The sequence below is a fragment of the Plesiomonas sp. PI-19 genome (assembly GCF_021368255.1).
Taxonomy (GTDB): domain Bacteria; phylum Pseudomonadota; class Gammaproteobacteria; order Enterobacterales; family CAMTGL01; genus Plesiomonas; species Plesiomonas shigelloides.
The window spans coordinates 2,808,390-2,821,459 of sequence record NZ_JAJNMQ010000001.1 but is presented as its reverse complement, the minus strand read 5'-3'; the positions used below and the strand labels follow the sequence as shown (position 1 = coordinate 2,821,459).

The following is a 13,070-nucleotide window of genomic DNA, read 5'->3' as shown; positions in this document are numbered from 1 at the left end:
AGACAGGATAAGAAGATGATGAAGGGAGCAGTGCGCAGTTTACGCTACTGGATGGTAGCCGGAGTCTGGTTCGGGTTGATGTCCCCGGCCTGGGCCGCCACACTGGAAGACGTCAAATTACGGCAAGAAGGCGATCGTTTAGCGGTAAGCATGATCTTCGATCAGCCGGTGGCTACCCCTGCGCAGCAGCGTGATACGCTGGCAAACACGCTGGCCCTGACGTTTTCGCAAGTGGATAAAAGCAAACTGGGTAATACCATTCGGGTGAATAACCCGATGTTGCGTGGCATTAACATCAAACCCTCCTCCAAAGGTACCAAGATTGGTTTTGATCTGGTGCGTCAGGAGCCGTTTGAGCTGCGCGCTGAAGGCAAAAGCTACATCTTGCTGCTCGGGCAAACCCGCTCGACGGAGCAAGTACAGCAAAATAACCCGATCCTCAAACCCACCGGCAGCAGCCTGCTATCGGTGGATTTTGTGCCCCGCGGTGACGGGCAGGCCGAGCTGACCTTAAACTTTGTCCAGCCGCCGGCTGATTTGGCAATTCGGCAAAGCAGTGGCCGTTTGGTGTTGGATTTACCGCGCACCACCGTGGCCGGTGATGCCTATAAGATGGATGTTAGCCGCCGTGGCACGCCAGTGAAAACCATTCGCAGCGAAGCCACCGGACAGAACACCCGCTTGTTACTGGATCTCAAAGGTCCGGTGGATTATGACCAGCAGCGCATTGGCTCGCAGGTGAAAGTGCAAATTCGTCGCGCTAACTCGGCGCGGGCGCAGGTGAATAATCCGGCCCAGTACAGCAAACCTATCTCTTTGAATTTCCAAAACGTTCCTATCCGTACTGTGCTGCAGGTGATTGCGGACTATAACCAGTTCAACTTGGTCACCACCGACAGCGTGCAAGGGGAGATCACCTTGCGTCTGGATAATGTGCCGTGGCAGCAAGCACTGGACATTATTCTGCGCGCCAAAGGTTTGGATAAGCGGATCGACGGCAATGTGCTGTTAGTGGCGCCGAGTGAAGTGCTGATTGAGCGCGAGCGCCGGGAGATGGAAGCGGACGCGCAGGTGAGCGAATTAAAACCGCTGCAAACTGAATACATCGATATCAACTTTGCCAAAGCCTCTGAAATTGCTGCCATGCTGACGGCACCTAATGGTCGCATGCTCTCTTCGCGCGGCTCGGTCTCGGTGGATGAGCGCACCAACACCTTGCTGGTCCGCGATATTGATACCGTGCTGGATACCGTGCGGCAGATGGTGGCTTCGCTCGACCGTCCGGTAAGTCAAATCCAGATTGAAGCGCGTATCGTGACCATCAACGACGAAAGCTTGGATGAGCTGGGCGTGCGCTGGGGCATGCTGATGGATACCGGTAATGGCGGCATGATTGGCGGCTCGGTGGAGGGTAACTTAGGCGCGATTGGCGCTTTGGATCAAAAACCGACCGTGGATGATTTCTTGAACGTCAACATGCCTGCCTCATCTGGCGCGGCCTCGATTGCGTTCCAGATTGCCAAAATCAACGGCAAGTTGTTGGATCTGGAGCTGTCGGCGCTGGAGCGAGAAAACAACGTGGAGATTGTGGCGAGCCCACGCTTGCTGACGGCGAATAAGAAACAAGCCAGTATCAAACAGGGTACGGAGCTGCCGTATGAAGTGGCCAGCTCCAGCGGTGCGTCCACTATCGAATTTAAAGATGCGGTGCTCGGTTTGGACGTTACCCCACAAATTACCCCGAACGGACAAATCATTCTGGATCTGAAGGTCAGCCAGAACTCGCCAGGCAAGGTATACAAGATTGGTCGCGGCGAAGCGGTGTCGGTTGATAAGCAAGAAGTCGAAACGCAAGTTTTGGTCGATGACGGGGAAACAGTTGTACTCGGCGGCGTATTCCAGCACACTACTATCAAAGGTGTAGATAAGGTGCCGGTACTGGGGGATATTCCTGTCATGGGACGGTTATTCCGTCGTGATATGGATAAAGCCGGAAAACGTGAGCTTGTGATTTTTGTTACCCCGCGCGTGGTTCAGCAGAACATGAACCGCCCGGTGAGCACTGATCCTATCAGTGGTTAACCCTCTCTCCTTGATGATGGCTTTCGAAAACTGCAGCAGCGGTTTTCGAAAGCATTGCCTTTATGCAGTTGCCAAACCGGCACGACTCTTGAGATAATTTTTAGTCTGATCTCGCACTACGTTCTTATGAGGATTCAGGTCATGTCTCGTCATCGCATTTTTTGACGGGGCGAGGTGTATTTAAACGTTGTTTTAAGCAAAAACCGAAAAACATGGCAGAGAAACGTAATATTTTCCTAATCGGGCCTATGGGCGCCGGTAAAAGTACTATCGGCAGATATCTGGCGCAGATGCTGAATATGGAATTTTTCGATTCCGATCAGGAAATCGAACGCCGCACTGGCGCCGATATCAGCTGGGTATTTGACGTTGAAGGCGAAGAAGGTTTTCGTGTTCGCGAAGAAAAAGTAATCAATGACCTGACGGAAAAGCAGGGGATCGTATTGGCCACCGGTGGTGGTTCCATTCAATCCCGCGAAACGCGCAACCGTCTGTCCGCGCGCGGAATCGTGGTTTATCTGGAAACAACCATCGAAAAACAGCTGGCTCGTACCCAGCGTGATAAGAAGCGGCCATTGCTGCAGGGCGATGTGGAGCCACGTGAAGTGCTGGAAGCACTGGCGGCCACGCGTAACCCGCAGTATGAAGAAATTGCCGACATCACTATTCGTACGGATGATCAGGGGGCCAAAGTGGTGGCCACACAGATCATCGAGATGCTGGAACAGCAGTAACTAACGTTAGGAAAGTTATGCCATGGAAAGGATCACCGTAGAATTGGCGGAACGTAGCTACCCTATCACGATTCAAGCCGGGCTGCTTTCGCACCCGGCTTCTTTTCATCCGCTGCGCGCGGGTGACAAAGTGATGGTGGTGACCAATACCACGCTAGAGCCTTTGTATCTGCAGACCGTGTGCCACAGCTTGCGCACGCTGGGTTGTCAGGTCGAGACGCTGGTGTTGCCCGATGGTGAGCAGTACAAAACCTTGACCATTTTGGATCAGGTTTTCTCTGTCTTGCTGGCCGGCAATCATGGCCGAGATACCACGTTGGTGGCGCTTGGCGGTGGTGTGATTGGCGATCTGACTGGTTTTGCGGCGGCCTGTTATCAGCGCGGGGTACGGTTTATCCAGATCCCGACCACGCTGTTGGCGCAGGTAGACTCTTCCGTTGGCGGAAAAACGGCGGTTAATCATCCGCTGGGTAAAAACATGATCGGGGCGTTTCACCAGCCGGTGTCGGTGGTGATGGATACCGATACCCTGCGTACCTTACCGGCGCGGGAGTTTGCGGCCGGTTTGGCGGAAGTGATCAAGTATGGTGTCATCATTGATGGCGCATTTTTTGCTTGGTTAGAGCAGCATCTGGAGCAGGTGCTGGCACTGGAGCCGCAGGCGGTGACCTATTGTCTGCGTCGCTGCTGTGAGCTGAAGGCGCAGGTGGTGGCGGCAGATGAAACCGAACAGGGGCAGCGCGCGTTGCTGAACCTGGGACACACCTTTGGTCACGCTATTGAAGCGGAGATGGGCTACGGCGTTTGGCTGCATGGCGAAGCGGTCGCGGCTGGAATGATGATGGCGATGGTCACGTCGCGTCATCTGGAGCTGGCCACTGATGCTGATGTAGCACGGCTACGCGCCTTGTTACAGCGCGCCGGTCTTCCTGTGCAAGGCCCCGCTGCCATGGCGGCAGACGCTTATCTGCCGCATATGTTGCGGGATAAGAAAGTGCTGGCGGGCACGCTGCGTCTGGTTTTACCACACGGGATCGGACAGGCCAGCGTCGTCAGCGGAACCGATCAACAGGTTGTTCTGGCAGCGATTGCCGAATGCCGGGGTTAAGTAGAATTCGATGGAAAACACACCCTCTCGTCTGTGGGTTGAGCTGGACTCGCAGACTCAAGTACTCTCACGCGTCCGTTTTCTGAGCCGCTTTGGCTCACCGTTTATTCATATCAGCGGACCAGAAGGGGCCGGAAAGAGCTTTTTGGCCCAACATCTGCTGGATGAGCAAGATCCCGAGCGGGTACGTTGTGCGCTGCTTGCCGGTCGTAAAGATCAGGCAGATACCTTGGTGCGCTCATTACTGGTACATCAACTGGTAGATCAAGCCGCTTACGATGATGCCACGCCGCTGGCCGAATTTTTGCCAGAGCTTGCCCGCGAAGGGCGTCGCGATCTGCTGATTATTGTCGATGATGCGCAGCTGTTGTCTGACGCCATGTTGATGGAGTTATGGCAACTGGCGGGTACCAGCCGTCAGGCCGGTAATCGTCGTTGTGCTGTGGTGCTGTTTGGCCCAGCCGAGGGGTTGGCTGAGCGCATCAAAGCGCTGCCGGCGCAGCAGGGTGTGGCGCAAATGACCATCGATGTGCCGCAGCTGACCCGCGCCGAAGCCTTGACCTTGATGAAGGCTGCTTTAGTCCGTGCGCAGCGTCCGGCGCAGGATGCAGAAGCGTTGCTGGGTACAGCATTGCGCCCAGGCGCGGTGCTGGCGGCGGCGGAAAAGCCGTTGTTACCAGAGCCTGAGCCCGATTTATTGCCTAAACCGCGGGCACAGCGCGCCAAAGAGTCTCGCTCACGCGTTGGCCTGATCAGCTTAGCTGTCTTGGTGCTGCTGGCACTGGGCGCCGGTACGTGGGTGTGGCTGTTAGAGCACTCCGCGCCTGCCAAATCCACCTTTACCCCAGGCGATCGCGCCGCATCCGTCTCCAGCCAGCCGTTAGGTGGCCAAAGCGATGCGTCAAGCGCGGAAAAAGTATTGCCGAAGGTCGATGGTGCGCCATTGGATCCGGTCCCAGACGTTAAAGGCCGTCTCAATAGCGGTGAGGTCGAGCCGATTCAGCAAAACGAACAAGTGCGCTTGACCGAGCAAAGTCCGGTGGCGCAAATCACTGCGCCAGCAGAGCCGGGCGAAACTACACAGGCCCAGATCCTGCCGCAAACTGGCAAGCGCGTGGTGTTACCGGGCAACGTGGTGGATGCGCTGGTGGCGGCTGAGCAGCAAGTTCAGCAAGCGGCCACCCCGACAGCGCCAGCCACTAACGCAAATGCCGCTGAGGAAGCCAAGCCGGCTGCGACCAGCACAAGTGATAGTGCTTCGACGGCGATCAGCCCTGAGCAAGCGGCGGCGGCCAAGCGTGCCGAGTCAGCGAAAGCCGACAACGCCAAAGCGACGGCAGCAAAAGAAACGGCTGCCAAGTCAGCCAGCAGCAAGCGTCGTCACAGCAGCCGCCTGAGCGGTGATACTGAACTGGAAAAAGCATCACCGAAGCACTATACCGTGCAGCTGTCGGGCTCCCATTCGCTCAAAGATGCGTGGCATTTTGTTGAGAAAAGTGGCTTGGCTTCCAAATTACGGGTGTATGAAACACGCCGTAATGGACGGGCTTGGTACGTGGTGATCATGGGCAATTATCCAACGGTAGCCCAAGCCAAGCAGGCGATTAACACCCTGCCAACGGCAATGAAAGCGGATCAACCGTGGGTGAAGTCATACCGCCAGGTGCAAACTGAACTGAAGCGGGCGCAATAACCCACTGCAGCGGCTAATTAAACTGAGTACAATTAGCCGCTTTAATGCAGTCTAGAAGTGGCAGAACACACAGCATGAAGAAGTACCGCGCGTTTCTCAAATGGGCCGGGGGCAAGTACAGCCTGGTTGATGAAATCCGCCGCCACTTACCGTCGGGGCAGTGTCTGATTGAGCCGTTTGTCGGCGCTGGCTCGGTATTTTTGAATACCGATTTTGAAGAGTATGTGCTGGCGGACATCAACAGCGATCTGATCAATCTCTACAATCTGGTCAAGCAGGATGTAGACAGCTTTATCGCCGATGCCCGTCAGTTGTTTACCCCCGAGCATAACTGCGCGGAAGCCTATTACCGCCTGCGCGATGAGTTTAATCAGACGGTTGATCCTTATCGTCGCGCGGTGATTTTTCTGTATATGAACCGGCATGGCTTTAATGGCCTGTGTCGTTACAACCTGAAAGGCGGTTTTAATGTGCCGTTCGGGTCGTACAAGAAACCCTATTTCCCAGAGCAAGAGCTGCGCTTTTTTGCGCACAAGGCGCAGCGCGCGACCTTTGTGTGTGAAAGTTATGCCCAGACTTTGGCGCGGGTAGATAAACACTGCGTGGTGTACTGCGATCCGCCGTATGCTCCGCTTTCGACCACCGCGAACTTTACCACGTACCACAGCAACGGCTTTTCGCTCGATGATCAGGCCACCTTGGCCGAGCTGGCCGATCAGATTGCAGCCCATCAGCGGGTGCCGGTTCTGATCTCCAATCACGATACGCCGTTGACGCGCCGCCTGTATCAAGGGGCGCAATTGAATGTGGTACAGGTTAAGCGCACCATTAGCCGTAATGGCGGTAGCCGCAATAAAGTCGGCGAGCTGTTGGCGCTGTTTACGTCCGGCGGACGTAAAGCGGGGTGACGGTGGGCGCAAATTGCGCTCATGGTGGTGGTGACCTTTTACGATTGATTTGCTGGAGAGCTGGAAGATGAAGGATTTCCTCATTGCGCCATCAATTTTATCGGCGGACTTCGCCCGTTTGGGGGAAGACGTAGCCAAGGTATTGGCGGCCGGTGCTGATGTGGTGCACTTTGATGTCATGGATAACCATTACGTGCCGAATCTGACGATTGGCCCGATGGTGTGTCAGGCTCTGCGCAACTTCGGCATTACTGCGCCGATTGATGTGCACCTGATGGTAAAACCGGTTGATCGCATCATCCCAGATTTTGCCAAAGCGGGCGCCACCTACATCACCTTCCATCCGGAAGCCTCTGAGCATGTCGATCGCACCTTGCAACTGATTAAAGATTGTGGCTGTAAAGCCGGTCTGGTGCTCAACCCAGCTACTTCGCTGAGCTATCTGGATTATGTGATGGATAAGCTGGATGTGATTTTGCTGATGTCGGTGAATCCAGGCTTTGGCGGTCAGTCGTTTATTCCCGCCACGCTGGATAAGCTGCGCGAAGTGCGTCGTCGCATTGATGCCAGTGGCCACGATATCCGCTTGGAGATCGATGGCGGGGTGAAAGTCGATAATATCCGTGACATAGCAGCGGCTGGCGCGGATATGTTTGTGGCCGGCTCGGCGATTTTCAGCCAGCCAGATTACGCGGCGGTGATTGCTCAGATGCGCGCGGAGCTGGAGTTGGCGGTATGATGCGTTTTTCCGGGGTGCGCAGCGTGGTCTTTGACCTCGATGGCACTCTGATTGACAGCGTACCGGATTTGGCGCTGGCGGTGGATCTGATGCTCGAAGAGCTGCAGTATCCGAAAGCCGGTGAAAATCGGGTGCGGGAATGGATTGGTAACGGGGCCGATATACTGGTGAAGCGGGCGTTGACGTGGGCGCAAGAGGGGTTTGTCCCTGAGCGTCAGCAACTGCGTGAAGCGCGCGCCTTGTTTGATAAGCATTACGCCGCCAATTTGACCGTCGGTAGCCGCTTGTATGCCGGGGTGCTGGACACCTTAGCACGCTTGCGTCAGCAAGGGCTGCCGCTGGGGATCGTGACCAACAAACCGAGTGCCTTTGTGCGCCCGCTGCTGGAAAAATTCGGCTTAAGCGATTATTTCAGTGTAGTGCTGGGCGGCGATGATGTGGTGGTACGTAAACCGCATCCGGCGGCACTGTATCTGGTTCTCGGCACACTGGGGCTGCGCCCTCAAGAATTACTGTTTGTCGGCGACTCAGAAAATGACATTAAAGCGGCCAAAGCGGCCGGTTGTCTGAGCGTTGGCCTCAGTTATGGATACAATTACGGCGAATCCATTGCATTGAGTGAGCCGGATTTGGTATTACATCAGTTTACCGGTTTATTACCGGCGCTAGGCATTGACCGCTGAGAGTCACCGGCTATCGCCGACGCGGATCAGGTTAGAGCATTGAATTTTAGGAAGAGTAGTGATGAGTGAACCCACTGTAAGCAAAAAACCGGTTGTATTAAGCGGCGTGCAGCCTTCCGGCGAACTGACCATCGGTAACTATATGGGTGCGCTGCGTCAGTGGGTGAAGATGCAGGATGAGTATGAGTGCCTGTTCTGTATCGTGGACTTGCACGCCATCACTGTTCGTCAAGATCCGGCCACCCTGCGCAAGGCAACCTTAGATACGCTGGCGCTGTATTTGGCCTGTGGTATCGACCCAGAAAAGAGCACCATCTTTGTTCAGTCACATGTGCCAGAGCATGCGCAGTTAGGTTGGGTGCTGAACTGCTACACCTATTTTGGTGAGCTGAGCCGCATGACCCAGTTCAAAGACAAATCCAGCCGTTATGCTGAGAACATTACCGCTGGTCTGTTTGATTATCCGGTGCTGATGGCGGCCGATATCCTGCTGTATCAAGCCGCACAAGTGCCGGTTGGTGAAGATCAGAAGCAGCATTTGGAGCTGAGCCGTGATGTGGCGCAGCGCTTTAATGCGCTGTACGGTGAGATTTTCCGCATCCCTGAGCCATTTATTCCAAAAGTGGGCGCGCGCGTGATGTCACTGCTCGAGCCGACCAAGAAGATGTCTAAGTCCGATGACAACCGCAATAACGTGGTTGGCCTGCTGGAAGATCCAAAGTCAGTCACCAAGAAAATCAAACGTGCGATGACCGACTCGGAAGAGCCGCCAGTGGTGCGTTACGACGTGGCACAAAAACCAGGGGTATCGAACCTGCTAGATATTCTGTCTGGCGTAACTGGCAAAACCATTGCCGAGCTGGAGCAGGAATTCGAAGGCAAAATGTACGGCCACTTGAAAGGCGCAGTAGCCGATGCGGTATCCGGGATGCTGACCGAGCTGCAAGAGCGCTTCCACGCTTATCGTGCTGACGAAGCGTATCTGGAGCAGGTGATGCGTGAGGGGGCGAAGAAAGCCTCTGCGCGCGCCGCCGAGACGTTGGCGAAAGTGTACGACGCCGTAGGTTTTGTCGCGCGCCCGTAATGGCGGAGCAATCATTCGCACTCATCAATTGCTCTCATCAAGCGCACTTCCACTTCGTGCGCGGGTGAGTGATAGAGCGTTTGATAGCGAACATTCATCCGCACAATGAATCAATGATGTAAGCCGGCCGGCGCGTTTCGCGTCTGGCCGTTTTTTTTTATCCTTCCTTATCACCTCGTCGAGTATGTTTTGTGCTCGGCTAATGTGTCTTCTGCGGATTGCGCACTCTTCGCTTGGGTCACACTCTAGTTTTTGAATGCCTCGTTTTTGCATAATCCCTGCATATTTTTTCAACGTTTGAGTGTGACGTTACACAAAATAACAATATGCGATGATGTGCATAAATATCGCTCTAGGGACTACATTTCATTAACGTGCGACAGCAAAGCTGCCGGAATAAAACGTGATTTTCTCGCGCAGGCTAGCTCAGCGCTGTTAATAAATGTCGCTGATTGTGTTGGTCTTTTATCTTTGGTGAAAATGAGTTGCAATCGGCTGTCATCAGATTGATTGACAAGATTTGGTCAAGTCACTAGGTTTAGGCATAACCTCACGAATAATAACCCTACCATGGGGCGTCGCCCTGTACGGCGTATCTTACGGTGCACCGAACAGAGCAGTACTACTGTAACGATACGATTACATATTTATTCATTATCAGTTATGGGGATGCCCATAACTGATAAGACCGTGCTTTGTGGCGATTGTTGTTTTGCCGCTTTTCACGCGGTCATTTTTCACTGTGTAACTTTTCACTTTGTAACAGGGGTATGTCGGTGCGCAGAGTGAGCACCGGCATCGTGCGGATCCCGCCGTGTGGAGAATTCTCCGTTAGCGGTGGGCGCAGAAGGAACAGTACGTGATGTTTTCAGCGCAACAAGGTGAACGTCTGAACAGCCGAGTCAGCCGTTTAAACCACCATCTGTGTGAGGGCGTGTACGAGCGCCAAAATGCCTTCAAACTCAGCCTGCTGGCCGCGTTATCCGGGGAGAGTATTTTCCTGCTCGGGCCTCCCGGGATCGGTAAAAGTCTGATCGCCCGCCGTTTGATGTGCGCCTTTAAAGAGGCCAGCACCTTTGAATACCTGATGACCCGCTTTTCCACCCCGGAAGAGGTGTTTGGGCCATTGTCGATTCAGGCGCTCAAAGAGCAAGGGCAGTATGTGCGTCTGACCGAGGGCTATCTGCCGTCTTCCCATATTGTGTTTCTGGATGAGATCTGGAAAGCCAGCCCCGCGATTTTGAATACCCTGCTGACCGTGCTGAACGAGCGCTTGTTTCGTAACGGTACCCAAACCCTGCGTTTGCCGATGCGTTTGTTGCTCACCGCTTCCAATGAATTGCCTGATCCACAAGGCGGATTAGACCCGTTTTACGATCGCATGTTGCTGCGGGTGTATGTCGGCAAGGTGGAGCAGAAAGACAATTTTCGCTCGATGGTGGTGGCGGCCGACGATGTGTATCGCGATCCAGTACCGCCGGAGCTGAAAATCTCGGAGCAGGAGTATCAGGAGTGGCAGCAACAGATCCCGCAGGTGCAGTTACCGGATCCGTGTTTTGAGAAAATTTATTTCATCAAAACGCGGCTGGAAGAAAAGCAGGCGTTAGCGCCGGAGCTGGATCTGTACATCTCCGATCGACGCTGGAAAAAAGCCATTTACTTGCTGCGTGCCTGTGCCTTTTTTAATGGTCGCAGTCAGATCACGCCGCCGGATTTATTGATTTTGGTGAATTGCCTGTGGCGGGATTTGCCGACCCGCGATTTTATCCGCGCTTTAATCGGTGAATATGCCCGTGAGGAAGCCTACGAGCAGCGCGAGCTGGCATTGCAAATCAGCCATTTGCAAGAGCAAGTGGCGCGTCAGCAAGAGGCGCGGCGCTTAGCGGTGCGTCCGGCGCTGAAAAAAAGCAGCGGTCTGCGGGGTGAGCGTTATCAGCTGGATCTGACCCATGCGGGGCAGTATCGGCACATGGCGCATAAAGGCTTGCTGCGGTTGATCCCGCTATTGCCTCAGGCGCAGCTCTCCACGCAGCCGGCCGAGGCGGCGTACCAGATTCTGGTCGACCCGCAGGAGTTACAAAAGCAGCTGCTGCGCGGCAGCGGCACCATTGCGGCCTTTGTGAATACCCAGACCAGCGTGCAGCACTTGAGCTTTGCTCTCGACAGTCGACAGCAGCTGGTGGTGCGCGATACCCGCAATCAAGATATTCCACTGGGCATCAGTGGGATCTGGCCGGTCAGCGCTCATACCGAGCAGGCGTGGCAACAAGAGCTGGATGAGCTGGCCAGCATGCAGCAAAAACTGTATCAGCAACTGATGCTGGCACGTAGTCAGTTTACCCACACCTTACCGCATCACTTTGCCGATCAGATTTTTATCGACCAAATTCAGGCCAGTCTTGATCAGCTCTTGCAGGAGCTGACCCAGTTGGCGCAGGAGCTGACGGCGCTGGAGACCTGCTATCAACGAGTGAAAGAGCATGCCTCTGCGTGACGACGAACTACAGCAAGGGGCGCTAGCGCAGGTCGCCAAGCGGGTTGCTGGCGCGGCGGAGCAACTTGAGCAAGGCGTGGCGCGCGCCACGCGTGGGCAAAGCAGTGGTCAAGGTGGCTGGCTGGGCGGATTGATGCAGCGTGAGGTTGAGCGCTGGAAGCAGCGGATGAGTCTGGTGATTGTGCATCAGCAGTTGTCGCAAACCGCGCTGCATACGCTGGGGCTGTTTCACAGCTACGAGACCATGGAGATGGGGGAGTTTCTGACCCATCTGGAGGCGCTGCGTTTACAAATTAAGGGTATCGCCCCGCTAGAGCAGGCGGTGAAACCTTTAGTACAGGCGATGAACAGCGCGCCGTCGCCGACGGAGCTGGAGTCGTTACGTCACGATTTTATGCAGCGCTGGCAACACTATCTGGATGAAGATGTGCTGGCCGAACAGCTACAGTGGCTGGATCAGGCGCGTGAAGAGCAGTTACAGCAATTGTACCGGCGCATGCAGGCCACCGAGCAGCTGTCGCAGCTGGTGCCACCGGGCGATGCGGAGCAGGCCGGACGTTTATGGGATATGGCCGATGCCAGCTTGAGTCAGCAAGAGATGCATGAGCTGGACGCTCTCGCGCGCTGGTTGGCGCGTCAGCCCGAGTTGCAACAGATTGCCGCGGAGCTTGGCCGACGCGCTGATGAGGAGCGGCGGCGCAAATTATTGCAGCAGGGAAGCAGTCCACGGCCTCAGCCCGATCCAGCGCCAGAAGAGGTGGCCGGGATCCGTTTCGGGCGCGATTTAGAGCGCCTGCTGACCACATCGGCGGTGATGTTGTCGGTGGATGAGCTGGAATACCTATTTTATAAACAACTGGCTGAAGGGCAGCTGCTGAGTTATCAGCTAGAAGGCTTGCAGTGGCAGAAAAGGCCCGCGCCACAGGCCACGCCGGCAGCGCGCGCACCGCAAGATTTGGTGGCCGGTGGCCCCTTTGTGGTGTGTGTGGATACGTCGGGCTCAATGGCCGGTTTTCCTGAGCGCTGCGCCAAAGCGCTGACGCTGGCCTTAATGCAGCAGGCGGTAGCGCAAAATCGTCATTGTCACGTGTTGATTTTCTCAACCCAAGTGGTGGGCTTCGAGCTGTGCGGTACTGAGGGGCTTAGTCAGGCGAAGGCGTTTCTATCCTATCGTTTCCTCGGTGGGACGGATTTAAACCGCTGTCTGTCACAAGCTATCGCGCGTTTGCAGCAACAGGCCTACCACAATGCCGATATCGTGGTGATTTCTGATTTTATCGCGCCCCGTTGTGGGCTGGAGATCCAGCAACAATTACCGCAGTTGGCGGCGGCGGGTAATCGGCTGCATGCGGTGGCCTTGTCGGCGCAAGGTAACCCGTCGTTACTGGCCCTGTTTGACTCGGTGTGGCAGCGCAGTGGTGGGGTCTATGGGCGTTTGTTACGCCGCCAGCGCTGAGTTTTTTCTGGCGGCGTAGCCTGCCAGCAATGACAGATAAAATAAAATTGTCCGCTTTGAGCTGCGCGGTCTATTTTTAATGAGACAGG

Annotated in this window: 10 protein-coding genes; all 10 read left to right on the top strand. The window is 55.1% G+C overall.

Annotated features, from left to right (window positions below; genetic code table 11):
• Positions 1–15: 15 nt before the first annotated feature.
• The 10 genes from LQ901_RS12555 to LQ901_RS12510 all read left to right on the top strand — a co-directional run bounded on the left by LQ901_RS12555 (position 16) and on the right by LQ901_RS12510 (position 12,981).
• On the top strand, positions 16–2,082 hold the full coding sequence (locus tag LQ901_RS12555) for a type IV pilus secretin PilQ (protein ID WP_010862777.1): 2,067 nt from the start codon (positions 16–18) through the stop codon (positions 2,080–2,082).
• Positions 2,083–2,294: 212 nt separating this feature from the next.
• Positions 2,295–2,816 (top strand): shikimate kinase AroK, encoded by a 522-nt coding sequence (gene aroK / locus LQ901_RS12550; protein ID WP_010862776.1) that lies wholly within the window; start codon positions 2,295–2,297, stop codon positions 2,814–2,816.
• Between the two features lie 22 nt (positions 2,817–2,838).
• Positions 2,839–3,924 carry a 3-dehydroquinate synthase gene (gene aroB / locus LQ901_RS12545; RefSeq protein WP_233672295.1) on the top strand — a complete coding sequence of 362 codons (1,086 nt, stop codon included), beginning with the start codon at positions 2,839–2,841 and terminating at the stop codon, positions 3,922–3,924.
• 10 nt (positions 3,925–3,934) lie between these two features.
• Positions 3,935–5,617: an SPOR domain-containing protein gene (locus LQ901_RS12540; RefSeq protein WP_233672294.1), complete on the top strand. Its 1,683-nt coding sequence runs from the start codon at positions 3,935–3,937 to the stop codon at positions 5,615–5,617.
• Between the two features lie 74 nt (positions 5,618–5,691).
• Positions 5,692–6,525 carry an adenine-specific DNA-methyltransferase gene (dam, locus tag LQ901_RS12535; RefSeq protein WP_010862771.1) on the top strand — a complete coding sequence of 278 codons (834 nt, stop codon included), beginning with the start codon at positions 5,692–5,694 and terminating at the stop codon, positions 6,523–6,525.
• Positions 6,526–6,592: 67 nt separating this feature from the next.
• A complete protein-coding gene (gene rpe, locus LQ901_RS12530; RefSeq protein WP_233672293.1) occupies positions 6,593–7,264 on the top strand; it encodes a ribulose-phosphate 3-epimerase in 672 nt (223 codons plus the stop codon).
• Positions 7,261–7,947 carry a phosphoglycolate phosphatase gene (locus tag LQ901_RS12525; RefSeq protein WP_010862769.1) on the top strand — a complete coding sequence of 229 codons (687 nt, stop codon included), beginning with the start codon at positions 7,261–7,263 and terminating at the stop codon, positions 7,945–7,947. Before rpe ends, LQ901_RS12525 begins: the two co-directional genes overlap by 4 nt.
• A gap of 61 nt (positions 7,948–8,008) precedes the next feature.
• On the top strand, positions 8,009–9,031 hold the full coding sequence (gene trpS, locus LQ901_RS12520) for a tryptophan--tRNA ligase (RefSeq protein WP_039045979.1): 1,023 nt from the start codon (positions 8,009–8,011) through the stop codon (positions 9,029–9,031).
• Between the two features lie 862 nt (positions 9,032–9,893).
• Positions 9,894–11,525, top strand: a complete 1,632-nt coding sequence (locus tag LQ901_RS12515; protein ID WP_230403017.1) for an AAA family ATPase — start codon at positions 9,894–9,896, stop codon at positions 11,523–11,525.
• A complete protein-coding gene (locus LQ901_RS12510; RefSeq protein ID WP_233672292.1) occupies positions 11,512–12,981 on the top strand; it encodes a VWA domain-containing protein in 1,470 nt (489 codons plus the stop codon). The genes LQ901_RS12515 and LQ901_RS12510 overlap by 14 nt, the downstream gene beginning before the upstream one ends.
• Positions 12,982–13,070 lie beyond the last annotated feature (89 nt).